17 protein-coding genes are annotated in these 24393 nt (G+C 66.8%); 7 read left to right on the top strand and 10 right to left on the bottom strand.

Annotation, left to right across the window (positions count from 1 at the left end; genetic code table 11):
• Positions 1-54: 54 nt before the first annotated feature.
• Both ABDV78_RS12750 and rnr read right to left on the bottom strand, forming a co-directional pair.
• Positions 55-1023, bottom strand: coding sequence for a glutathione S-transferase family protein (locus ABDV78_RS12750; protein WP_343527758.1), 969 nt, complete (start codon positions 1021-1023; stop codon positions 55-57).
• Between the two features lie 81 nt (positions 1024-1104).
• Entirely contained in the window at positions 1105-3303 is a 2199-nt protein-coding gene (gene rnr, locus ABDV78_RS12745) for a ribonuclease R (protein ID WP_343527757.1), read from the bottom strand.
• A 155-nt stretch (positions 3304-3458) separates the two neighbouring features.
• Here rnr and ABDV78_RS12740 point away from each other — a divergent pair, with 155 nt between their 5' ends.
• Positions 3459-5999: a family 20 glycosylhydrolase gene (locus tag ABDV78_RS12740; RefSeq protein ID WP_343527756.1), complete on the top strand. Its 2541-nt coding sequence runs from the start codon at positions 3459-3461 to the stop codon at positions 5997-5999.
• On the opposite strand, the gene ABDV78_RS12735 is transcribed toward ABDV78_RS12740, so the two are convergent.
• Together ABDV78_RS12735 and ABDV78_RS12730 are read right to left on the bottom strand one after the other, a co-directional pair.
• A complete protein-coding gene (locus ABDV78_RS12735) occupies positions 5983-7932 on the bottom strand; it encodes a beta-N-acetylglucosaminidase domain-containing protein (RefSeq protein WP_343527755.1) in 1950 nt (649 codons plus the stop codon). The two genes, ABDV78_RS12740 and ABDV78_RS12735, sit on opposite strands and share 17 nt — an antisense overlap.
• Positions 7933-8143: 211 nt before the next feature.
• Entirely contained in the window at positions 8144-9937 is a 1794-nt protein-coding gene (locus ABDV78_RS12730) for an ABC transporter transmembrane domain-containing protein (RefSeq protein WP_343527754.1), read from the bottom strand.
• Between the two features lie 228 nt (positions 9938-10165).
• Between ABDV78_RS12730 and phaZ the strand changes: the two genes are divergently transcribed.
• Positions 10166-11398 (top strand): polyhydroxyalkanoate depolymerase, encoded by a 1233-nt coding sequence (gene phaZ / locus ABDV78_RS12725; RefSeq protein ID WP_343527753.1) that lies wholly within the window; start codon positions 10166-10168, stop codon positions 11396-11398.
• A gap of 113 nt (positions 11399-11511) precedes the next feature.
• Here the strand turns inward: phaZ and ABDV78_RS12720 are convergent, their stop codons facing one another.
• On the bottom strand, positions 11512-11991 hold the full coding sequence (locus ABDV78_RS12720) for a pyridoxamine 5'-phosphate oxidase family protein (protein WP_343527795.1): 480 nt from the start codon (positions 11989-11991) through the stop codon (positions 11512-11514).
• Positions 11992-12568: 577 nt separating this feature from the next.
• Between ABDV78_RS12720 and ABDV78_RS12715 the strand changes: the two genes are divergently transcribed.
• A complete protein-coding gene (locus ABDV78_RS12715; RefSeq protein ID WP_343527752.1) occupies positions 12569-15499 on the top strand; it encodes an L-glutamate gamma-semialdehyde dehydrogenase in 2931 nt (976 codons plus the stop codon).
• A 49-nt stretch (positions 15500-15548) separates the two neighbouring features.
• Here ABDV78_RS12715 and ABDV78_RS12710 read toward each other — a convergent pair whose 3' ends face one another.
• Both ABDV78_RS12710 and ABDV78_RS12705 read right to left on the bottom strand, forming a co-directional pair.
• Positions 15549-16718, bottom strand: coding sequence for a mechanosensitive ion channel family protein (locus ABDV78_RS12710; protein WP_343527751.1), 1170 nt, complete (start codon positions 16716-16718; stop codon positions 15549-15551).
• A gap of 25 nt (positions 16719-16743) precedes the next feature.
• Entirely contained in the window at positions 16744-17745 is a 1002-nt protein-coding gene (locus ABDV78_RS12705) for a DNA topoisomerase IB (RefSeq protein WP_343527750.1), read from the bottom strand.
• A gap of 123 nt (positions 17746-17868) precedes the next feature.
• On the opposite strand from ABDV78_RS12705, the gene ABDV78_RS12700 reads away from it, so the two are divergent.
• On the top strand, positions 17869-18441 hold the full coding sequence (locus ABDV78_RS12700) for a type 1 glutamine amidotransferase domain-containing protein (protein ID WP_343527749.1): 573 nt from the start codon (positions 17869-17871) through the stop codon (positions 18439-18441).
• 143 nt (positions 18442-18584) lie between these two features.
• Positions 18585-19463 (top strand): right-handed parallel beta-helix repeat-containing protein, encoded by an 879-nt coding sequence (locus tag ABDV78_RS12695; RefSeq protein WP_343527748.1) that lies wholly within the window; start codon positions 18585-18587, stop codon positions 19461-19463.
• Here ABDV78_RS12695 and ABDV78_RS12690 read toward each other — a convergent pair.
• Complete coding sequence (locus ABDV78_RS12690) at positions 19438-20814, bottom strand: putative O-glycosylation ligase, exosortase A system-associated (protein ID WP_343527747.1); 1377 nt, start codon at positions 20812-20814, stop codon at positions 19438-19440. The genes ABDV78_RS12695 and ABDV78_RS12690 overlap by 26 nt on opposite strands.
• On the bottom strand, positions 20807-20971 hold the full coding sequence (locus ABDV78_RS12685; protein WP_343527746.1) for a hypothetical protein: 165 nt from the start codon (positions 20969-20971) through the stop codon (positions 20807-20809). The genes ABDV78_RS12690 and ABDV78_RS12685 overlap by 8 nt, the downstream gene beginning before the upstream one ends.
• Before the next feature lie 112 nt (positions 20972-21083).
• Between ABDV78_RS12685 and ABDV78_RS12680 the strand changes: the two genes are divergently transcribed.
• Both ABDV78_RS12680 and ABDV78_RS12675 read left to right on the top strand, forming a co-directional pair.
• Positions 21084-22304, top strand: a complete 1221-nt coding sequence (locus ABDV78_RS12680) for a TIGR04063 family PEP-CTERM/XrtA system glycosyltransferase (RefSeq protein WP_343527745.1) — start codon at positions 21084-21086, stop codon at positions 22302-22304.
• Entirely contained in the window at positions 22301-23032 is a 732-nt protein-coding gene (locus ABDV78_RS12675; protein ID WP_343527744.1) for a hypothetical protein, read from the top strand. The genes ABDV78_RS12680 and ABDV78_RS12675 overlap by 4 nt, the downstream gene beginning before the upstream one ends.
• 207 nt (positions 23033-23239) lie before the next feature.
• Here ABDV78_RS12675 and ABDV78_RS12670 read toward each other — a convergent pair.
• The coding region (locus tag ABDV78_RS12670; RefSeq protein WP_343527743.1) for an aconitase family protein at positions 23240-24393 on the bottom strand (1154 nt) is incomplete at its 5' end.

Raw genomic sequence — 24393 nt, 5'->3', positions numbered from 1 at the left:
CCCGCATTGTCGAATATACGGCATCTGGGCCCCGGCCTCCGCCGGGGCGGAAGTTTATCCGTGCACCAAGCCCGCCCAGGGCAGATCCGGCCCGGCGGGCACGATCCCGGTCGGGTTCAATTCCAGATGGCTGGCATAATAATGCGTCTTGATATGATCGAGATGCACGGTGTCCGCGATCGCCGGGATGGCGAGCATGCGTTCCAGCAGAGCCTCCAGCGCGGGATAGTCCTGAATCCGGCGGACATTGCATTTGAAATGCCCGTGATAGACCGCATCGAAGCGAACGAGCGTGGTAAACAGTCGGATATCGGCCTCGGTCATCCGGTCGCCCACCAGCCAATCACGACCCGTCAGCCGCTCTTCCAAGCGGTCCAGCTCGGCGAATAGCGGCGCGACCGCTTCGTCATAGGCCTCCTGGCTTTTGGCGAAGCCGCATTTGTAGACGCCGTTGTTCACCCGGTCATAGACGTCGGCGTTGATCGCATCGATCTCGGCGCGAAGCGCGGCGGGGTAATAATCGCCCTCCCGCGCGCCCAGCCCGTCAAAGGCGCTGTTCAACATGCGGATGATCTCGGCGGACTCGTTGCTGACGATCGTGTCGCGCGCGGTGTCCCACAGCACGGGCACCGTGACCTTGCCGGTATAGCCGTCGCGTGCGCGGGCATAGAGTTGCCACAGATAGTCCGACCCGTGCAGCGGATCGCCGGTCCCGCCCCGCTCGGTGGCGAAGGTCCAGCCATCGTCGCGCATCAGCGGATCGACCACCGACAGGCCGATCATGCCCTCCAATCCCTTGAGCGCCCGGACGATCATCGTGCGATGCGCCCAGGGGCAGGCATAGGAGACGTAGAGATGATAGCGCCCCGGCTCGGCACGGTGGCCCGGCTGGCCGTCCGGGCCGGGCCCGCCGTCCGCCGTCAACCAGTCGCGGAAACCGGAGTCCGGGCGCTTGAAGCTGCCCTTCTCGTCCGACTTGAACAGCCCGTCGGCGTGCCAGACGCCGTCCACCATATTGCCCATTTATGTGTCTCCTATGGGGGAGGTTACGCATGGAGCCGGGGAGCGATCCCTCCATTCCTCCCCTTGCAGGGGAGGAGTGGGTCAGCGCCGCTTGCCGTTGTGCCGGATGTTCGCGGGCCGTCCGCGTCGTTTCAGCACGCGGCGCGGCTCGGGCTTGGCGCCCTTGCCGTCAGGCAGTTCGAAGCGCAGCGCCCCCGACACCGGGTTCGCCTCCGCCAGCCGCAGCGGCAGCCGCTGGCCCAGCTTGTAGATTTCGCGGCTCTTCTCGCCCAGCAACTGCTGCGAACCCTCGTCATAATGGAAGTAATCGCCGCCAAGGTCGCGGATCGGCATCAGCCCGTCGCCGCCCACGCCGTCGACGGTGGCGAAGAAGCCGAAATTGGTGACGCCGGTGATCCGCGTCTCGACCACCTGGCCGACATGTTCGGCAAGATACGCCGCGACATAGCGGTCGATCGTCTCGCGCTCCGCCTCCATCGCGCGGCGTTCATATTGGCTGATCGAGGTGCCCAGCCGCTCCATCTCCTCGCCCTCGGGCAGCAGGCCGCCATCGCCCAGCTTATACGCCCCCACCAGCGCGCGGTGGACGACCAGATCGGCATAGCGCCGGATCGGTGAGGTGAAATGCGCATAGGAGCCCAGCGACAGGCCGAAATGCCCCTGATTGACCGGCGCATAATAGGCCTGGGTCTGCGAGCGCAGGATCTGCTCCATCACCTGCGGCCTAAAATCGGCGTCGCCGACCTTGTCGACGATCCGGTTGAAGGTCGCCGGGCGGATCACCTGGCCCATGGCGAAGGGGATGTCGAAGGTTTCGAGATACTCCTTCAAGGCGACCAGCTTGGTGCGGCTGGGCACCTCATGGACGCGGTACATGACCGGGGCTTTCTTGGCCTCCAGCGCCTTGGCGGCGGCGACATTGGCGGCGATCATATAATCCTCGATCAGCCGGTGCGCATCCAGCCGCGCGCGCGGCGCGACCGACAGGATGCGGCCCTTTTCGTCCAGCACCACCCGCCGCTCAGGGAGGTCGAGGTCGAGTGGTTCGCGATCATCCCGCGCCTTGGCGAGCGCGGCCCAGCAGTCCCAGAGCGGACGCAGCGCCGTCTCGGTCAGCGGGTGCGAGAGTTCGCCGTCGATCGCGGCCTGGGCGTCCTCATAAGCGATGTTCGCCGCCAGCCGCACGACCGCGCGGGTGAAGCGGAAGCCCTTGAGCTTGCCGTCCTTGGTGATCTGGAGATGACAGGCGAGCGCGGCGCGGTCCTCGCCATGCTTGAGCGAACAGACATCGGCCGACAGGATCTCGGGCAGCATCGGCACCACCCGATCGGGGAAATAGACCGAATTGCCCCGCCGCCGCGCGTCCTTGTCGATTGCCGAGCCGGGGCGGACATAGAAGCTTACGTCCGCAATCGCGACGATGGCGCGCCAGCCCTCGGGATTGGCGGGATCGTCGTCGAGCGCGGCCCAGACCGCATCGTCATGGTCGCGCGCGTCGACCGGGTCGATCGCGACGATCGGCAGGTCGCGCAGGTCCTCGCGATCATCACCCAGCGGCTGGCGCGCGACGCGCTCGGCCTCTTCCAGCGTCTCCGGCTGGAAGCGATCGGGAATCTCGAACTTGTGGATCGCGATCAACGAGAAGCTGCGCGGCGCGAAGGGATCGCCCAGCCGCTCGACCACGCGCGCGGTGATGCGGGGCGGTCGGCCCGCCTTCTCCGCCAGGACCAGATCGCCCGCCTCCGCGTCGCCGGTGTCCGACACCATCATCTCGCGCCGGTCCTTCTTGTCGACGCTGGTCAACCAGAAGCGCCCGGCTTCTTCGCGCAGCACGCCCAGCACCTGTTCGGAGGCGGGTGCGATCGTCTTCATGACATGCGCGATCCAGCCGCCACCCGCTTCCTCGGTCCGCGCCAGCACCCGCTGGCCGATGCCGAGCGACCCGCGCTTGCGTTCGCGGATGCGCAGGCGGGGAATGGGAATGCCGTCCGCCTCCCAGCGCTCGGGCTGGCCCCAGACATTGCCGCCGTCATCGACATCGACGACGCGCAGCACCGTCACCTTGGGCAACCCGCCCATCTTGTGGAAGGCGCGGCCCGGTGCGCTGTCGATCAGCCCTTCGTCCGCCATGTCCTTCAACAGCGCCTTCAGCCCGATCTTGCCTTGCGCGGACAGGCCGAAGGCCCGCGCGATCTCGCGCTTGCCCGCCGGTTGGTCCGACTGTTCGATGAAGGCGAGGATCTGCTCACGGGTCGGGAGACCCGGCTGGGGTTTTTTCATGACGTGGAGATAGGGGGTGGGGCGGGCGCCGTCACCCCCGGAAAAGAGCGTCCTCCCGGCGGGACCCGGGATCATTCGCCACCTGTTCCTGTCATCGCGAAACGCCCCGGCCTGTGCCGGGGAAGGGGGCCCCCGCTTGCTTAAGCAGTCTTATCATGTTCCAATGTAATACCAGTAAAGCACAGCGGGACGGGCGTGAGATGATGGCATTATGGGCTTCGGCCGCGGTCCTGGCGACGGCTCCGGCACAGGCCGATCTCGATCGGCTGGCGGCGACGATGGGCTATCGCTACACCATATTGACCAACCGTCCGGCATCCTGCCCCACCGGCGTCCCACGGTGTTTCCAGGCGGATATCGCGATCGCCGTACCGGCCGATGCGGCCAGCCTGCCGGTCGAAATCCGCTACAGCCTGGTCAACCCGGTGTTGCAGGCGGACAGCGATGTGTTCGCGAACCGCACGATCAACGGCGACCTCAATGTCCTGACGCTGAAGCCCGGACAGAGCTTGCAGCCTGGGCGGACCTATCATGTGTCGCTGACGGGCGTCGGTGCGTTCTTTTCGCGCAACCACATGATGCCGAACGCGACGCTGGCCGTGGCCGGGCTGGTCCCGCGGGTGATCGCCGCCACCCGGACCGGGACCGATGCCGAGACCGGGCTGGAGACCTTGCCCTTCGTCGCGCCGATGACCGACGAAGCCGCCCTGGCGCGCGGCGCGCCCGACGACCAGACGCTGTGGCGCACGCCCGAGCGGGCCTTCGCGCTCTATGCCGAACGGGGTGCGGCGACACCGCCGGACGTGGCGATCCTGCCCAGGCCGATGAAGGCGATGCGGCCGGCCGGTGCGCCGGTCGATCTGTCCCGGGGGCTGCGCGTGATGACCAGCAGCGGCATCGACCGCGCCGCCATCGCGCCGGCGCTGGCCGGACTGCCGGCCGGCACGGTGCCGCTGACCATCCGCAGGGAGGCCGGGATCACGCCGGAGGGGTATCGCCTGACCATCGGACATGGCGGCGTGACCATCGCGGCGGCGGATGCGGCGGGCGCCTCCTATGCGCTGCGCTCGCTGGCCCAGCAGATGGCGGCGGAGGGGACGACGCTGCGCCCGCTGACGGTGGAGGACGCACCGCGCTATGGCTTTCGCGGGCTGCACATCGATCTGGCGCGCAACTTCCACAGCAAGGCCAAGATCCTGAAGCTGGTCGAGCAGATGGCGGCGTACAAGCTCAACGTGCTGCATCTCCATCTGGGCGATGACGAGGGCTGGCGGTTGCAGATCGCCGCTCTGCCCGAACTGACCGAGACGGGGGCCTATCGCTGCGCCGACCTCAACGAGAAGGAGTGCCTGTCGCCGCAACTGGGGGCGGACCCGGCGAAGGACGCCCCCACCAACGGCTATCTGACCGCCGCCGATTACAAGGATATCCTGCGCGCCGCCGCCGCGCGGCAGATCACGGTCATCCCCTCCTTCGACATGCCCGGCCATTCGCGTGCCGCGATCCGGTCGATGGAAGTGCGGTACCGGCGGCTGATGGCGCAGGGCGATCGCGCCGGGGCCGAGCGGTATCGGCTGGTCGAGCCGGACGACACCACCCGCTATTCGAGTGTCCAGCATTATGACGACAACACGCTGAACGTCTGTCTGGACAGCACCTATCGCTTCATCGACACGGTGATCGACGGCATCGCCGACCTGCACAAGGCGGCGGGGGTGCCGTTGACCACCTATCACATCGGCGCGGACGAGACGGCGGGGGCCTGGGTCCAGTCGCCCGCCTGCAAGGCCGTGATGACGCGCGAGGGCCTTCAGCCCAGGCAACTGGGCGCGCGTTTCATCGAGCGGATTGCCGCCGACCTCGCCAAGCGCGGCATCGCGGTCGCCGGATGGAGCGACGGCCTGGGGCATACCGACCCGGCCAAGATGCCCGCGAAGGTCCAGACCAATATCTGGAGCGGCCTCCATACGGGCGGGGTGGCCGAGGCGCATGAGCAGGCCAATCGCGGGTGGAAGACGGTGCTGTCGATCCCCGATCTCGGCTATTTCGACATGTCCTATGCCGCCGATCCCGATGAAACGGGCTATGACTGGGCGTCGCGTGGGGTGGACAGTTTCCAGGTGTTCGGCTTCATGCCGGGCAATCTGGCCGCCAATGCCGCGCTGATCCCCAACATCCTGGCACAGCCCAGGGCCGTCGCGGACAGCGTGCCGCTCCAGCCCGGCCGTGCGATCGCAGGCATTCAGGCGCAATTGTGGAGCGAGACGGTCCGTCGGGACAGCCAGGTCGACTATATGCTCTTCCCGCGCCTGCTGGCGCTCGCCGAGCGCGCCTGGAGCAAGCCGGAATGGGAGCCCGCTTATGTCGCGGGGGCGCGCTACACGCCGGGCGACGCGCGGGTGGACCGTGCCGGGCTGCTGACCGGCTGGCGGGACTTTGCGGGCCGGATGGGCGTGCAGATGCGGATGCTCGACCGGGCCGGCGTGACCTATCGCCTGGCCCCGCCGGGCGCGCGGATCACCGGCGGGATGCTGGAGGCGAATGCCGAGTTTTCGGGAACGCCGATCGAGTATCGCACCGGCGGCACCGCCTGGCGGCGTTATGAAGGGCCGGTGGCGATGACGGGGGCGGTCGAACTCCGCACCCGCACCCCCGATGGCCGCCGCGCCAGCCGGACGATCACGGTCTCGCCGTAATCGCGATCAGGCCGGGCGCGTCGGCGATGAACGTGTCGAGCACGCCGTCGGCGATCCTGATCGGCCCGCCGAAACGGGTCGCGCCGGGAATGCTCTGCACGGCGGCGGCCTGCGCAGCGATCCGCCTGGCATCGGCGAAATAGCGCGTCGCGGCCGGATTGCCCCGGTCGGCGGCGTCCAGCCCGGCGGCGGTCTGCTGCAACGCGCGGCCCCAGAGTTGCATCGCGTCGAGCCAGGGTGCCGACTGCTCGGCAAAGCCGGGATCGACGACGCCCGCGCGGATCGTGTCGGGGGCGTCGGCGAGGGCGTCGGCCTTGCGGCTCAATTCGGCGATGGCCTTCTGGCGCGCTGCGGTGTCACCATTGGCGAGAACCTCTCGGACATGGTCGAGCAACGCCTTCAGGCGGGGCGCCTGTTCCTGCCAGGGCTGGCTGCCGAAGGTCGGGGCGAGATGCTGGGTATCGAACAACTCCAGCAAGGCGTCGGTCGCCCGCGAATCATTCCCCGCCAGATCGCGCGCGGCGTAATGCCATGTCCGGTCGGCGTCATAGCCCTTGTCGTTCCATCCGAAGGCCAGGACACCCGTCACCGCCACGCGGCTGGGCGATTCCTGGTTCATCGGGTTGGACAGGATGCCGGTCAGTTCGGACGACAGCCCCGCCTCGCGCCTGGCATAGGGCGCGAGCAGCAGGCGTCCAGTCGAACTGGCATAATCGTTGACCGGATAATTGTCCCAGAGCAGCGTCTTGCGTCCGAACGCCTTGGTCGCGGCCTTGGCGTCGGGGATGGAGATGGCGGGTGGCACGACATCGGTGCCGGTCCATTGCACGACGATGCGCGGGTTCAGATGGGCGCGCAGGGCGGCCTTATAGGGGCTCTCCTTGGCATCATAATATTCGGTCGGCACCATGATGAGCGGGCGCGAGGCTGGGTCCTGCTTGAGCAGATCGGCCTGGACCGCGTTCAGCAGCTTGGACTGGGCGACCCCCGCCGCCTCGGCACCCGAGGGACCGAAGGCGGCCTTGTCGGCGTCGCAATTCCACTTCTGATACTCGATGTCGTCCAGCGCGACATAGAAGCTGTGCACGCCGATTCCGCGCAGCGCCGCGAACTTGCGCAGCAGGGCCTGTTCGTCCGCCGGGTTGGAGAAGCAGATGCTCGGTCCCGGCGAGATGGCATAGACGAAATTCACATGATTGGCCTTGGCCCGCGCCGCCAGCGTACCCAGCGCGGTCAGCGTCTGGGCGGGATAGGCCTCCCGCCACTTGTCGCGCGCGTAGGGATCGTCCTTGGGGCTGTAGACATAGGTGTTGGCCTTCATCTGTCCCAGGAAATCCAGATGCCTGGTGCGGTCGGTCATCGACCAGGGCTTGCCGTAAAAGCCCTCGATCGTGCCGCGGATCGGCATGGCGGGATGATCGCGAATGACGAGCGCGGGGATGCTCGGCCGGGCGAGCAACTGGCGAAGCGTCTGCGCGGCATGGAACAGCCCGTCCGCATCATGCCCGGCCAGCGTGATCAGGCAGCCGCTACCCGATGCAAGGGTGGTCAGCGTATAGCCTTCGGCCTGGTCATCGGCGGCGGCGTTGCTGCGGGACAGGGCCTCGCGGACGATCGCCGCGCTGTCGGGGCCCAGGACGATGGCCGGCCGGTCGAGCGTCGCGGGCAGGCGCGTGGAGGTCGTGATCTGGGTGACGCCCGCTCGGGTCAGGATCTGGCGGACCAGCGCGGTGGTTTCCGGCTCGGTCCCCGGTGCGACGACCAGCGTGACAGAGCGGCCGAGCGTGATCGCGCCGTCGCCCAGCGTCATCGAAACCGGTGCGGGGAATATGGCGGGGAGGGTGGCGGGGCTCGCCTGTGCGGCCGGAGGGAGGCTTGCGAGAATGATCGACAGCAGGGCGCCGCCACTCCACCTGTTCGCCGCGCGCATCATCCACAATCTCCGGTATTTAAATGGTATTGTCGGAGCCTAGGGGAGCGGGGCTTGGGGGGCAAGCGGGTTATGATGGCTCGTGCTGTGCTCCGCGATGCCGCTTATCTTCTATGGTCACGGGACGTATCGGCCCCGCCTTCCGTGCAGATGGAGCGAGGACGGGGGGGCTGCGATCCGTCCCGGCCGGCTGGTACTAAACCGGACCTATCAATCAATCGTGAAATTGAAGGCTGGCCAGCCGCGCATAGAGGCCGCCGCCCGCGATCAGCTCCGCATGGCGGCCCTGTTCGACGATCCGGCCGCCGTCCATCACCACGATCCGTTCGGCCGCGCGGACCGTTGCCAGCCGGTGCGCGATGACCAGCGTCGTGCGGTTCGCCATCAACCGCTCCAGGGCCTGTTGGACCAGTTGCTCGCTTTCGGCATCGAGCGCGCTGGTCGCTTCGTCCAGCAACAGGATCGGCGCATCGCGCAGCAGCGCGCGGGCGATCGTGATCCGCTGGCGCTGGCCCCCCGACAGCCGCGCGCCGCCTTCGCCCAGGAACGTGTCCAGCCCCTGCGGCAACGCACGCAGGAAATCGGCGGCATTGGCGGCCTCCGCCGCGGCCCAGAGATCGTCGTCGCTCGCGTCCCACCGGCCATAGCGCAGATTGTCGCGAGCCGAGGCGCCGAAGATGACCGTCTCTTGCGGCACCATCGCGATGCGCGCGCGGATCGCGGCCGGGTCGGCATCGCGCAGGGACACGCCGTCGAGCGAGATATGGCCGCCCTGCGGGTCGTAGAAGCGCTCGGCGAGCTGGAACAGCGTCGACTTGCCCGCGCCCGAGGGGCCGACCACCGCCACCGTCTCGCCCGGCCGGATGTCGAGCGAGAAGTCGTTCAGCGCCGCGACCTCTGGCCGGGTCGGATAGTGGAAGACGACATGCTCGAACCGCAGCGCGCCCATCGGCACGACCGGCAGCACGGCGGGGGCGGGGGGCGGCGCGATTTCGGGCGTCTCCGCCAGCAGTTCCGCCAGCCGCTGCGCCGCGCCCGACGCGCGCAATATGTCGCCCCAGACCTCGGTCAGCGCCTGGAACGATCCCGCGACCAGCATCCCCGTCACGACGAAGGCCGTCAGCGAGCCCCCCGAGAGCCGCCCGCTGGCGACGTCGGCGACCGCTTCCCACAGGAGGAGGGTCAACCCGCCGAAGAACAGCCCGATTACCATGGCGGTCATGATCGCGCGCAGCAGGAAGCGACGACGCGAAGTGGCGAAGCCGTTGCTGACCGCCTGCTCGAATCGCTCGGCCTCGCGGCGTTCCTGACCAAAGGCCTGGACGACCTTCATCGCGCCCAGCGTCTCGACCGCGATCGCGCCGATATCCGCCAGCCGGTCCTGGCTGTCGCGCGAATAGCTGCGGACCTTCTTGCCCAGCAGCACGATGGGCAGCACGACCAGCGGGATGCAGACCAGCAGCGACAGGGTGAGCTTGGGCGAAAGGGCGAAGAGATAGATGGTCCCGCCGATCCCGATGACGACATTGCGCAGCGCGATCGAAACGGTGGATCCCACCACCTGCTCGATGATCGCGGTATCGGCGGTCAACCGGCTGGCGATCTCCGAGGGGCGATTCTCCTCGAAATAGCGGGGCGCGAGGCGTAGCAGATTGGCCTGCACCGCGATGCGGATATCGGCGACCGTCCGCTCGCCCAGCCAGGACACGAAATAGAAGCGGAACGCGGTCGCCACCGCCAGCACCAGCACGACGGCGAGCAGCCCCTGGAAATAGGGCGCTATATTGCCGCTGTCCGTGATTTGGCCGAAGCCATGGTCGATCACCTTCTGGAAGGTGCGCGGGATGAACAGCGTCGCCCCCGCCGCCACGAGCAGCGAGAGCGCGGCCGCGGCAAGATGCCCAGGATAGCGCAGCGTGAAGCGCCAGACCATCTTCAGGTTGCTCAGCCGGCGGCTGGCCGGAACGGGGGGACTGGCGGGTTTGCGGAACGCGGCGGATCTGGCCATGATGTGTGCGGCCTAGCAGCGTGGGGGCACGGGCTCAACGGCGGGTATCGGCCGTGACGCATCGTTTGGCCGCTTTGGAGCGTTCGAAACGGGTAAGGAAGATCATGATCCCGCCATGGACGCACCACTATGACCGATCGGCCATATTCTGGTCATCATGCGCAAACGGTTTCATGCTAGATATGCGGCCATCAGGGCTCCGTTCTGCGGAGCGGAGGGGAATCGACGATGTTGTATGACGCCTATGAGATGCAGCGCTCGATGCTGGCGGGTGCGAGCGCGCTGGCCAATTTCGGCGCGGGGCTGCTTCAGAACCCGGCCAATCCCTTTGCCTATCTGGGCGGTGGTACGGTCATGGGATCCGCGCTGGAGGTCTTTGCCCATGCCGCAGCGCCCCGTGGCAAGCCCGCCTTCGGCCTGACCAAGACCGAGATCGATGGTCGCGAGGTCGCGGTTCACGAGGAGATCGTGCTGCGCAAGCCCTTTGGCCAGCTCAAGCGCTTCCGCCGCGAGGGCGTGGAGGACAGCCCCAAGCTGCTGATCGTCGCGCCGATGTCGGGCCATTACGCCACGCTGCTGCGCGGGACGGTGCAGCGGATGCTGCCGACGTGCGAGGTCTATATCACCGACTGGCGCGATGCGAAGCTGGTGCCCTTGTCCGACGGGCGGTTCGATTTCGACGATTATGTCGACTACATCATCGACTTCCTGGCCGAGATCGGTCCCAATAGCGGCGCGGGCGGCACCCATATGCTGGCGGTGTGCCAGCCCTCGGTGCCCTGTTATGTCGCGGCTTCGGTGATGAGCGCGGACAAGCATCCCTGTACCCCGCGCACGCTGACCCTGATGGGTGGGCCGGTCGACACGCGGGAGGCGCCGACGGCCGTCAACCTGCTCGCCACCGACCGTCCCCATGCCTGGTTCGAGCAGAATGCGATCGCGACCGTGCCGATGACCTATCCGGGCGCGGGGCGGCGGGTCTATCCGGGCTTTCTGCAACTGGCCGGGTTCATGTCGATGAATCTGGGCAACCACATGATTTCGCACTGGGAAATGTTCAAGCATCTGGTCCAGGGCGACGACGAGAGCGCCGAGGCAACCAAGCGCTTCTACGACGAATATCGCGCGGTGTGCGACATGACGGCCGAATTCTATCTCCAGACCGTTGAACTGGTGTTCCAGCGTCATGCGCTGCCGAAGGGCGAGATGCTCCATCGCGGCAAGCGCGTCGATCCAGGCGCGATCACCGATATCGGCATCCTGGCGATCGAGGGCGAGCGCGACGATATTTCCGGCCTGGGCCAGACCCGCGCCGCGCTGACGCTGGCGACCAAGCTGTCGGATGAGAAGAAGCGTTATTACATGGCCGAGAGCGTCGGCCATTACGGCATCTTCAACGGTTCCAAATGGCGCAACCGCATCGCGCCGGTCGTCGAGGAATGGATCAAGGCCAACGGGTGAGGGGGCGTCGACGCCACATCGAACTTAACCGAATTGGGGGCAGGGGCGGGGAATAGAAAACGCCCGGACGGCTTCACGGCCTCCGGGCGTTTCGCATTCCGGCGATCGCGTATTTACGCGACCGAGCCGACCACCGCATGGCTGGACGATTCGTCCGATCGGATCGTGCCGCCGAACAGCATCTTTACCCGACCCGACAGCGAAATGTCGGTTTCCCACAGCTCGGCCGAATTGATGTCGAAGCGCAGCAGGGTCAGGTTGGGATCCGACTTGCCCTGGGGGAACCAGGCCTCGACCTGTTTGCTCCACAGCCTGTCAATCTGTGCCGGATCATTGTCCCTGGACACATGACCCGCCAGGCAGGCGAAGAAGTCATGCCCCTTGCCGACGAACTGCGCCATCGCCTGACCGCCGCTCGCGATCCGGTTGTCGCGGCCGGCGAAGAAGAACAGCGTGTTGGGCTGATCCTCATCGATCTGCGCGGTCATCGGCTCGGAATGCTGGCCATCGTTCAGGCCGATCATGACAAACGGGCTGTCCTTCAGCTTGTCGAGGAACTTGGCGGCGATTTCCTGGGGGCTGTCATCGGCCATCATGGCTCTCCTTTCAGGGGTTTGACGGGAGAACGATGCGGGGGCGGGGATGGTTGCGCATTCTTGTAGAGAGCTTCTCTACAAGAACGGTCGCTGACACTGCTCGGCGGAATATGCCACAAGCTTGTCGACGGCAATTCCGCCGTCATTCACAGAAAGGAATACGGATGTCCGTAGCCGATCTGTGCCTGATCCTTGGCGTCGTCATCGCCTTCGCGACCTTGGTCGTGAAGATCGTTGAGGTCCGCAACAGGTAAGGTGCCCGGCGGGGTTCGGGTAGCCGCCCGAGCCCCAAAGGATTTGAGCCCCGGTCGTAGCCGCGACCGGGGCTCTACAGAAAGGCGGATGTCCTTCGCCTCAGCCCAATATAGTGTTTGGAACATATTTTGACAAACCCTCCCTGCCAGCCACTGCCGATCATATCGTAACAGACGATACCCATTCCCCACATTTCCCGCTAAGCGCTGGTGCATCACAGCATAGCCATGCGACCCGCCAGCGCTTCGTCGCGCGCCGGGCCGCTCGACCGGACGTAAGACCCATGACCTCTGCCGTTACCGCCGACGCCCGTAAGACCATGAAATCGCTGTATCGTGCGCCCGAGCCCGACGTCCTGAAGCCGTTGCTCGACCGTGCCGCCGCGACCCCGGAAGCGCGGGAGCGGATCATGGGCCATGCCTCCGGGCTGCTTGCCGACCTGCGCGCGGCACAGAATCGCGGCTGGGTGAACCAGTTCCTCCAGGAATATCGGCTCAACTCGTCCGAGGGCGTAGCCCTTCTCAGCCTGGCCGAGGCGTTCCTGCGCGTGCCCGATCCCGAGACCGCCGACCTGCTGATCGCCGACAAGCTGGGCGATGCCGACTGGCGCGCGCATACCGGGCGATCGGCGTCGAAGCTGGTCAACTCGGCCACCTGGGGTCTGGTCGTCGGCCGGGCGCTGGTGGGTGAGGGCGAGGCGGGGCCGCTAAAGCGGCTGCTGTCGCGCGCGGGCGAACCCTTTGTCCGGCAGGCGGTCGGCGCCGCGATGCGGATGATGGGCGAGATCTTCGTGATGGGCCGCACCATCGAGGAAGCGATGCGCCGCATGAAGAAGCCCGAGAACAAGGGCTTCACCGCCAGCTTCGATATGCTGGGCGAGGCGGCGCGTACGCATGAGGATGCCGAGCGCTACTTCCAGGCCTATGTGAAGGCGATCGACGCGGTGGGTTCGGACCCGGCGGCGGGGCATTCGGTGTCGGTCAAGCTGTCGGCGCTCCACCCGCGCTATGAATTGCCGCGCGCCTATGAGTGCGTGCCAGCACTGACCGACATGCTGACGCAGCTTGCGCGGCAGGCGGCGGACAAGGGCATCGCGCTGACCGTCGATGCCGAGGAGTCCGAGCGGCTGGAGATGAGCCTCGACATCATCGGCGGCGTCGCGGCGCTTCCGGCGCTGAAGGGCTGGGACGGGTTCGGCATGGCGGTGCAGGCCTATGGTAAGCGCGCCCGCGCCGTCATCGCCTGGGCGAACGGGCTCGACCGGATCATGAACGTGCGCCTGGTCAAGGGCGCCTATTGGGACAGCGAGATCAAGCGGACCCAGGTCGAGGGCCTCGCCGACTATCCTCTGTTCACCCGCAAGGCGGCGACCGACGTGTCCTATCTGGCGGTCGCCAAGGACATGCTGGCGGCGGAGAATATCCGCCCCGCCTTTGCCAGCCACAATGCGCTGACCGTCGCGACCATCCTGGAATGGGCGGGCAACAGCCGTGACTTCGAGTTCCAGCGGCTGCACGGCATGGGCGATGGCCTGTACGAGCGGCTGGTGCGCGAGCAGGGGCATAAGTGCCGCATCTATGCGCCGGTCGGCGGGCATCGCGACCTGCTGGCCTATCTGGTCCGCCGCTTGCTGGAGAATGGCGCGAATTCCAGCTTCGTGCACCAACTCGCCGATGCGCGGCTGACCGAGGCGGAAATCCTCGCCGATCCGGTCGCCAAGATCGCCGCGGTCGGCGGTGCGCGCCATCCCAGCATCCCGCTGCCCATCGACTTGTTCGCGCCGGGGCATCGCAATTCGACCGGCATCGATCTGAGCGATATTGCGACGCTCGACGCCACGGTGAAGGCAGTCAACGTTCCTGCCGTGAAGCCGGTGGCCGAAACGACGGACGTGTCCGCGCTGATCGCCCGCGCCCATGCGGCCTTCCCGGCCTGGAATGCGACGCCGCTCGATACCCGCGCGAGCGTGCTGGAAACGCTGGCCGATCTGCTGGAGCAGGATCGCGAGCGGCTGATGGCGATCCTGGTGCAGGAGGCGTTCAAGACCATTCCCGACGCGATCGGCGAGGTTCGCGAGGCCGCCGATTTCTGTCGTTACTATGCGCAGCAGGCGCGGGCGCGACTGGGTTCGGTCGAACTCCCTGGGCCGACGGGCGAGCGCAACACGCTGCACCTCGAAGGGCGCGGTGTGTGGGCGACGGTCGCGCCGTGGAACTTCCCGCTGGCGATCTTCCTCGGCCAGACGGTCGCCGCGCTCGTCACCGGCAACACCGTTATCGCCAAGCCCGCACCACAGACCCCCGCCATCGCCGCCGCCGCAGTCGAGCTGGCCTACCGTGCGGGCGTGCCGCGCGACGCATTGCTGCTCGCGGTCGGCGGGCCGGATGTGGGCCAGGCGCTGACCGAGGATCACCGCATCGCGGGCGTCGCCTTCACCGGATCGACCGCGACCGCCAAGCGGATCGCGCGGACGCTGGTGGCGGATGATGACCGTCCGATCGTGCCGCTGATCGCCGAGACCGGCGGCATCAACGCGATGATCGTCGACTCGACCGCGCTGCCCGAACAGGTGGTCGCCGACGTCATCACCTCGTCCTTCCGCTCGGCGGGGCAGCGCTGCTCGGCGCTGCGGCTGCTGCTGGTGCAGGCGGATGTCGCGGACAACGTCATCGAAATGCTGAAAGGCGCGATGGAGACGTTGGTGCTCGGCCCCACCGGCCATCCGGCGACCGATGTAGGGCCGGTGATCGACCGGGCGGCCTATGACAAGCTGATGGCGTACCGTGCGTCGATGGCGGGAAGCACGATCAAGACGCTGGAGGCGCCCGCCGAGGGCCTGTTCGTGCCGCCAACGCTGATCCGGCTCGACCGGGTGGAGGACCTGACGCAGGAATGGTTCGGCCCGATCCTGCACGTTGCGACCTGGGACGCGGGCACGCTGTCCGAGACGATCGCGAAGGTGAATGCCAAGGGCTATGGCCTGACCATGGGCCTGCACAGCCGCATCGCCCGCGCCGGCGAGGTCGCGGAGAGCGAGGCGGCGGTCGGCAACCTCTATATCAACCGCTCGATGATCGGCGCGGTGGTGGGCAGCCAGCCCTTCGGCGGCGAGGGCCTGTCGGGCACCGGCCCCAAGGCGGGCGGGCCGCACTATCTCTATCGTTTCTGTGCGGAGCGGGCGGTGTCGGTCGACACGACCTCGGCGGGCGGCAACGCCACGCTGCTGTCGCTGGACGAAGGCGGGATTTAATCCGGCCGTCCTACCCTCCCTCTCCCAACGGGCGAGGGAGGGGGCCTTTTCATGGCCGATGCACCTCGACCGGCTGGACCTGCGGATAGGGCATGACCAGCGTCCCGTCCGGTGCGGCGGTATAGGTGGTCTGGGTGGGGTAGGGGATGGATATCCCCTCTGTGGCGAACCGCTTCATCAGCGTGACCAGCACCCGATTGCGCAGATCGTGCGCGGTGGCCCAGTCGTCGCCGGGCACGTCGAATTGCAAAGCGAAGTCCAGGCTCGACGCGCCGAAATTCTCGAACCCGGCGCGGGCGACCTTGCCGCCTTCGCTCTCGACGATTTCGGTCAGCATCTGGGGCACGCGCGCGAGCGTCTCGGGCGGGGTTTCGTAGGCGACGCCGATCATGAACGACAGGCGGACATGGTCGCGCACGGTCGTGTTCTGAATTTCCTTGTCGAGCAACTGGCGGTTGGAGATGATCCGCAACTCGCCCGTGAAGGCGCGGATGCGCGTCGACTTCAGGCCGATCGACTCGATGACGCCGCTGGTGGTGCCATAGCTGATCTTGTCGCCGCGCCGGAACGGCCGGTCGAAGATGATGGCGAGCGCGGCGAACAGGTCGCCGAAAATCCCCTGCGCCGCCAGGCCGATGGCAATACCGCCGACGCCCAGGCCCGCGACCAGGCCGGTGACGTTGACGCCCAGATTGTCGAGCACCACGACCAGCGCGATCGCGAAAAGCACCACCGTCACGAGAAGGCGGATCAGCCCCATCGCCGACAGCAGCGCCTCGCCCGAATAATGTTCGGACTGGGTGCGATGCTCGATCGTGCCGAGAATCAGTTCGCGCGCCCAGATCGCGGCCTGGAAGGTGGTGGCGATGGTGAAGAGGAAGCTGATCGTCTTGGCGACCTCGCCCGGCGCGCCCGCATAGCCAGCCACCAGTCGCGCGGCGAGCGTGACGATGAAGAACAGGTTCGTCCGGGCAATGGCATGGCCCAGGATCACGCCCCAGCCGCCGGCAAAACCCGGGCGGCTGCACAGCTTGTCGCCCAGCTTGCGCACCCAGATCAGCGCCAGCACGATCAGCGCGCCGAAGCCGATCGCGATCAGCACCTTCAGCCAGTAATCCTGGACCCAGTTATAGGTCGCGTTGAGGATGCCCCCGACCTGGTCGGGGATGCGGGAGCCGTCGAAGATCGGCGCCTTGGGCGAGGTATTGCTCGTCGCCATGGGGACTCCTTGAAATCGTGGGCGGTCAGGCCGCCTTGGTGGCCGGGGTTCCGGCCTCGAGAAACGCGATCAGCCCGCATTCGACGCGGGACAGCCCGACGCGGGCACGCGGCAGGCGCAGCGCCTTGCGGAATGCGGCCTGCCCGTCCTTGACGAGCGCGATCAGCGAGGGGTGGACATAGGATTTGCGCGCGATGGCGGGGGTATTGCCCAGCTTTTCGACCACCGGCTCCAGCATCGCCTTCAGGCTGAGGTCCGCCTCGGCCAGCGCCAGCGCCTCGAAGGCGGCGACGCTGGCGGCCCAGGTGCGGAAATGCTTGGCGGTGAAGTCGCAGCCGGTCGCGTCGCGGATATAGCTGTTCACGTCGGAGGATGTGACCGGGTTCGCTTCCCCGTCCTCGTCCACCCAGGCGAAGAGATGCTGTTCATCCAGGTCCTGGCACCGCTTCACGAAGCTGGCGAGCGATCGGTCGGTCAGAGTCATGTCGCGCATCTTGCCCGATTTGCCCCGATAGCGCAGCCGCAGGGTCGTGCCCTTCACCTGCCCGTGACGCTTGCGAAGCGTGGTTGCGCCGAAACTCTTGTTGGTCGCGGCATAGGCCTCGTTCCCCACCCGCAGATGCCCATTGTCGAGCAATCGGACGACGGCGGCGACCGCGCGATCCTTGCACAGGCCACGCTTCTTCAGGTCCGCCTCTACCCGCTTGCGCAACGCAGGGAGGGCGTGGCCGAACGCGGCGCAGCGTTCATATTTCGCCGCTTCCTGTGCCTCGCGGAAATCGGCGTGATAGCGATATTGCTTGCGCCCCTTTTCGTCCCAGCCGACCGCCTGGATATGGCCATTGGCGCGCGGACAGAACCATGCGTCCTTATAGGCTGGCGGCAGGCCGATGCGGTTCAGCCGGTCGATCTCTTCCGCATCGGTGATCCGTTCGCCATCCGGGCTCCAATAGGCCCATTTGCCGCGGATCTTGGTCCGGGTGATGCCGGGCTTGCTGTCGTCGCAATAGACTAATCGGGTGGCCATCGCTCTCTCTCGGGTCGTCCTTGCAAATGCGTCGCTGGTCGCTTCGTTCCGGAACGGCCGATGCGGTCGCGGGTTCTGACTGGGCCGATCCCCCAAAGGCATTCCCGACAGGAGTTTTTCATCATGGCCGATCTTTCCCAGGCACGCGTCCTGATGCTCGCCGCCGACGGCTTCGAGACCGTCGAGCTGTTCAAGCCCCGCCAGGCGCTGGAGGAAGCGGGCGCGAAGGTGACGCTCGCCTCGCTCAAGTCCGACCCGATCCAGGGCATGGAAGGCGACATCAACAAGGCCGAGACCGCGACCCCCGACCTGACCGTCGATGAGGTCGACACCGATGATTACGACGCGCTCGTCATCCCCGGCGGCACCTGCAATCCCGACAAGCTGCGCCTGAACGAGCGCGCGGTCGAGATCGTCACCGAGTTCATGGAGGACGACAAGATCGTCGCCGCCATCTGCCACGGGCCCTGGCTGCTGGCCGAGGCCGACGTGATCGACGGTCGCCGCCTGACCAGCTACCCCTCGATCCGAACCGACCTGTCCAATGCGGGCGCGGATGTGGTCGATGAGGAGGTCGTGGTCGACGGCAATCTGATCACCAGCCGCAATCCCGACGACATCCCCGCCTTCAACCGGGCGATCCTGACCGCGCTGGAAGAGGAACTGGCCGACGAGGAAGAAACCGAAGAGGCGTAAGCCCTTCATCCCGTCACGGGACGATCACGGGCGTCGCATCGGGCCATCAGGCGTGGCAAGATGCGGCGTCCGTTCGTTTTTTCCAGGATGATCCCATGCGTCTGGTTCCGCTTCTCCTCCTCGGCATGACGTCCGCTGCGGTTATGGCGCAAGGAACTGCGCAGCCCTTCACCGTCGGCGGACGCGGCTTCGCGACGTTGCAGCAGGCAGTGACCGCGATCGGCGACGGAGAGGGGACGATCCGCATCGCGCCGGGCACCTACCGCGAATGCGCGGTGCAGGGGGCGGGCCGCATCACCTATGTCGCGACCCAGCCGGGCAGCGTGATCTTCACCCGGGTCGCCTGTGAAGGGAAGGCCGCCTTCGTCCTGCGCGGGCGGGGCGCGACGGTGGATGGAATCGTGTTCAGCCATATCGAGGTCGGCGACGGCAATGGCGCGGGCATCCGAATCGAGAAGGGGCCGCTCGCAGTCCACAACGCGATGTTCCTCGACAGCCAGTCGGGCATCCTGTCCGCCGAGGATCCGGGTAGCGGCGTCACCGTCGACCATTCGACATTCTCCGGCCTGGGCCATGATCCGACCGGCAATGGCGCGCACAGCATCTATATGGGGCGCTACAAGTCCTTGCGCGTCACCGCCTGCCGGTTCGAGCGCGGGCAGGGCGGCCATTATGTGAAGACGCGCGCGCCTGAGGTCGAGGTGCTGGACAGCAGCTTCGACGACAGCCACGGCCATATGACCAACTATATGATCGACCTGTCCAACGGCGCGAAGGGGCGGATCGCGGGTAATGAATTCGTCGTCGGCCGCGACAAGGACAACCACTCGACGCTGATCACCGTCGCGCCAGAGGGGGCGAAGAACGACTCCTCGGGATTGATCGTCGAGAATAATCGCGCCCGGCTGGCGCCGGGGGCGGATTTCAAGCCGGTTTTCGTCGGCAACTGGTCGGGCGAACCGCTGGTGATCCGGGGGAACATCCTGGGGGCCGGGATCACGCCGACGGCCCGGAAATGGTAGGCGCGGCCGACAGGGGGCGGCGCGGATTCGGTTTCGCTCGTGCCTCGCGGGACTTGCGCGACAGATAGGTGTCGAGCCCGATCTGTGCGGCCATCAATTGATAGAGGAAGGGGTTGAACGCGATCCCCACGAACGCCCCGCCGAGCAGATAGATGAGCTGCGCATGTTGCAGCGCGCCCGCCAATTGCCCGCCCCAGTGCATCGGATCGGTGGTCAGCCGATAGCGGCGGCGCAGCGCCTCCATCCGCAGCAGCCCCGCGATGTTGATGCCCAGCCACAGGAACAGGCCGGGCCAGCCCTGTTCGCCCAGCATCTCGAAATAGCTGGAGTGATAGGCCCGGGCGCGGTCGGTGGTGACGCGCCTTTCGATTCGCGAATCATGCGCGGTGCCTTCGACCGTGGTCGTATCGTAGCGCAGCGAATTCTGGAGATAGGCCTCGAAGCCTCCGCCGAACGGGTGGCTGCCGGCATATTCCAGCGTCCATCGCCATACGGCGAGGCGGGTCGAGGCCGATTGATCGCCCTGATAGGTGCGGATCGTGTCCATCCGCTCGGTATAGGATGCGGGGAGCAGCGGCACGACCGCGACCCCCGCCGCCATGATCGTGGCGATGTAGAGGACCCGCCGCTTCACGTCGCGCAGCATCAGGACGGCGAGCAGTCCTATGCACAGCAACCCGGTACGCGCCGAGGTGCCGATCGGGATCAGCAGACACGCCAGGATCAGCCCCGCGCAGAACAACCGCACCCGCCAGTCGGGGGGAAAGATCGTCCCATGGCGCATCAGCCACAGGATGATCGGGATCGCCGAAATCGCGACGGCGGAGATGATGCTGCCCTCATAAAGGCCGGTATTGTTGCTCACCATGAGGTTCAGCTCGCCATAGCCGCCGCCGGTGATCAGCGTCTTGACCCCGCCGACGATGACGATCGAGGACAGTGACAGGATCATGAACAGGAGCAGCGCCTCGACCCGTAACCGGGTGCGCAGGGTCAGCGGCAGGAAGACGGCGAAGGCCAGCGCCTTCCACACCCAGCTCCATTTCTCTGCCGCCTCGGTTGGAAAGTCGGCGCCGAAATAGGTGGTGATGCCGCAATAGGCGAGCAGCAGCAGGATCGCGCCCTGTCGCGCGGTGAAGCGGCTGTCGCGCTTGTCGTCGACCAGCGCCCAGCCTCCCACCGCCGCGACGACCGCGATCAGCGAGATCGGCACGGTGTTCAGTAGATAATAGGTCAGCCGCTGGGGCGAGACGATGTCGATATAGATATAGACGAGCACCAGCAGGAACGGGCGGCGCAGCCCTGCGGCGAACAGGCTGACGAGAAAGCCGATCAGGAACAGGTCACGCATCGCGGGCGTGATCCCGGCGCGCGCGACCGCGATTTCGGAGGGGGGGGGCGGCGGGCGGCGAATCCTCGTCCCGGTCCAGATCACGCCGTCCGAGCAGTCGCCAGGCAGCGACCAGCATCAGGCCGTGGGTCAGCAAAAGGGCAAAGCTGTCGATCATGCGCCCCTCCCGACGGACCATTTCCAGATGCGGTCCGAAGAACCGGCCCGGGCGATCCTTATAAGCGCACGGTTGACGCTGCGTTAAGGGCTGGCATGGCAGGCATCGTCCCATGCGTATCCTCCATATCCTTGATCACGGACTGCCGCTGCAAAGCGGTTACACCTTTCGCACCCGCGCCATCATGAAGGCGCAGGGCGCGCAGGGGCACGACGTCGCGGCCGTAACAGGGCCGCGTCAGGGGGCGGGGTCGGGCGGGGTGGAGACGCTTGACGGGCTGTCCTTCCATCGCACGCCGGTCGTCGGTCCGGCGCGCGGCGGTGGAATCGTTCGCGAGGCACATGGGCTCTGGGCGCATGTCCGCGCCATCGCGGCGGCGGTGCGGGCGTTTCGGCCCGATATCCTGCATGCCCATTCGCCGGTGCTCGATGCGCTGGCCGCCTGGATGGTGGCGCGGCGTTTCGGCCTGCCCCTCGTTTACGAGATTCGCGCCTTTTGGGAGGATGCGGCCGTCGGCAACGGCACCGGGGTCGAGGGAAGCCTGCGCTACCGTGCGACGCGGGCGGTCGAGACCTGGGCCTGTCGCCGGGCCGATGCGGTCGCGGTCATTTGCGAGGGGTTGCGCGGCGATCTGATCGCGCGCGGCATTCCGGCGGACAAGATCGTCGTTTCCCCCAACGGTGTCGACCTGACCCTGTTCGGCCAGCCGCCTGGGCGGGATGCGGATCTGGCCGGCAGGCTGGGGCTGGACGGGGCGGAGGTCATCGGCTTCATCGGCAGCTTCTATGATTATGAAGGTCTGGACGACCTGATTGCCGCCATGCCCCGGCTGGTCGCCAAACGGCCCGGCGCCCGGCTGATGCTGGTCGGGGGCGGTCCGATGGAGGCGAGCCTGCGCGCGCAGGCGGAGGCTTCGCCCGTCGCCGATGCAATCCGCTTCATCGGCCGGGTGGCGCATCAGGAGGTCGAACGCTATTATGGGCTGGTCGATATCCTCGCCTATCCGCGCAAGAGGATGCGGCTCACCGACCTGGTGACGCCGCTCAAACCGCTGGAGGCGATGGCGCAGCATCGGCTGGTCGCCGCGTCGGACGTGGGTGGCCATCGCGAACTGATCCGAGACGGCGAGACGGGAACGCTGTTCCCGCCGGGCGATGCGGACGCATTGGCCGATGCGCTGGCCGGATTGCTCGCCGAGCGCTCCATATGGGACGGCAGGCGCGTCGCCGCGCGGAATTTCGTTGAAGACGAACGCGACTGGGCGTCCAATATTATCTGTTACGATCCCGTTTACCAAAGGTTGGTAGAGAAGCCAGCGACGCTACGCCCATGACATTCACCGCCACACCCTCGCCCCAACGCTTTGCACCCGCCCTGATCGGCGGGGCCATCGCTGTTTTCCTCGTCCTTCTGGTGCTGCTCACACCGGGTTGGCGACTGGACATGGCGGTGACGCAATCGGGTCTGGCCGACCTGCTGGCGGCGGCGCAGCCGCCGCTCGGCATCAAGGCTCGGCTGATGCTGGCCCTGGCAACCGGGTTCGGTGGCGGGGCGGTCGCCTGGGCCGCGACCTATCTTCTCTGGGGGCCGGATGGCCTGATGGCCAGGCGCAAGCCCGTCGCGGAGGATGGGGGCGAGGACTATGTGCCGTCGGTTCGCCGCTCCGATCGTCATCCCGACGCGCCGCCGCGCCGTCCGCTGCTGGCCGCCGAACTCGGTGTGCCGCCACCCCCGCCGGGCGGCGACGAACCGGAGGAGGAGCGGGCCCTGCCCGTCGATCTGGACCAGCCGCTGGCAGCCTTCGATCCCGACGCGATCCTGTCGTCGCCGCGCGAACCGGTCCGCCCGGTGCCGCCGCTGACGCCTGAGTCCGCTCGCCGCCCTGTCACTCCCTCTGCCGGCCCCATGCCGATGCCCGCGCCTGGGGGCGAGGTCGCCGACCAGGGCGCTGCGCTGCCCCGGCCCGATGCGCCTCCCGATCACAGCACCATGTCGATCGAGACGATGCTCGAACGGCTGGAGCGCGAAACAGCGCTGCGCAAATCGGGTCGGTCAAACTAAACCCCTTCTTCGCCTGGCGAGGAAGGTCATGGGATAGCGGGGCATGACGCCTGCCCCGTCCCGACCTCGTTCCGAAAACCGTCGCCCCGCGCCGATCGAACCGCCGATCTTACCCATGCAAAAGGCCCGCCCGGAGGTGATCCGGGCGGGCCTTTCGTCATTCGATGCATTCGGTGGCGGACCGCATGGCCCGCCCCGCCGGGCCGCTTACGCCGCCAGGTTGCGCAGCACGTACTGCAGGATGCCGCCGTTCAGGAAATATTCCAGCTCGTTGACGGTGTCGATGCGGCACTTGGTCAGGAAGGTTTCGGTCGAGCCGTCCTTGCGCGCCAGGATCACTTCGACATCCTGACGCGGACGCAGATTGGCCACGCCCTGGATGGTGAAGGTCTCGCTGCCGTCCAGCTTCAGCGTCTCGCGGGTCACGCCCTCGGCGAACTGAAGCGGCAGGACGCCCATGCCGACCAGGTTCGAGCGGTGGATACGCTCGAAGCTCTCGGTGATGACCGCGCGCACGCCGAGCAGGTTGGTGCCCTTCGCCGCCCAGTCGCGCGACGAACCCGTGCCATATTCCTTGCCCGCGACGATGACGAGCGGCGTGCCGTCGGCCTTGTGACGCATCGCGGCGTCATAGATCGGCATCACTTCGCCTTCATACTTGGTCATGCCGCCTTCGACACCCGGCACCATCTCGTTCTTGATGCGGATATTGGCGAAGGTGCCGCGCATCATCACGTCGTGGTTGCCGCGACGCGCGCCATAGGAGTTGAAGTCCTTCTTGGCGACCTGATGCTCCTGCAGGAAGATGCCTGCCGGGCTGTCGGCCTTGATCGAACCGGCCGGGCTGATGTGGTCGGTGGTGATCGAGTCGCCCAGGATCGCGAGCGGCTTGGCCTCGATGATGTCGGTGACGGGCTTCGGCGTCATCTCCATGCCCTCGAAATAGGGCGGGTTGGCGACATAGGTCGAGCCCGACGGCCAGGCGTAGGTGTCCGAGCCGGTGACTTCGATCGCCGACCACTTGGCGTCGCCCGCATAGACGTTGCCGTAGCGCGAGCGGAACATCTCGTCGTCGATGTTCGCGTCCATCAGGGTGCGGACTTCCTCGTTCGAGGGCCAGATGTCCTTGAGATAGACGTCCTGGCCGTCCTTGCCCTGCCCGATCGGAGTCTCACGCATGTCCTGCGTGACAGTGCCCTTCAGCGCATAGGCCACCACCAGCGGCGGCGAGGCAAGGAAGTTGGCGCGCACGTCGGGCGACACGCGGCCTTCGAAGTTGCGGTTGCCCGACAGGACCGAGGCGGCGACGATGTCGTTGCCGTTGATCGCCTTCGAGATCGGCTCGGCGAGCGGACCCGAAT

Source organism: Sphingomonas sp. (assembly GCF_039594485.1).
In the GTDB taxonomy this organism is placed as follows: Bacteria; Pseudomonadota; Alphaproteobacteria; order Sphingomonadales; family Sphingomonadaceae; genus Sphingomonas.
Note: the sequence above shows the minus strand (reverse complement) of the source record. Positions and strands in the feature narration are given on the sequence as shown.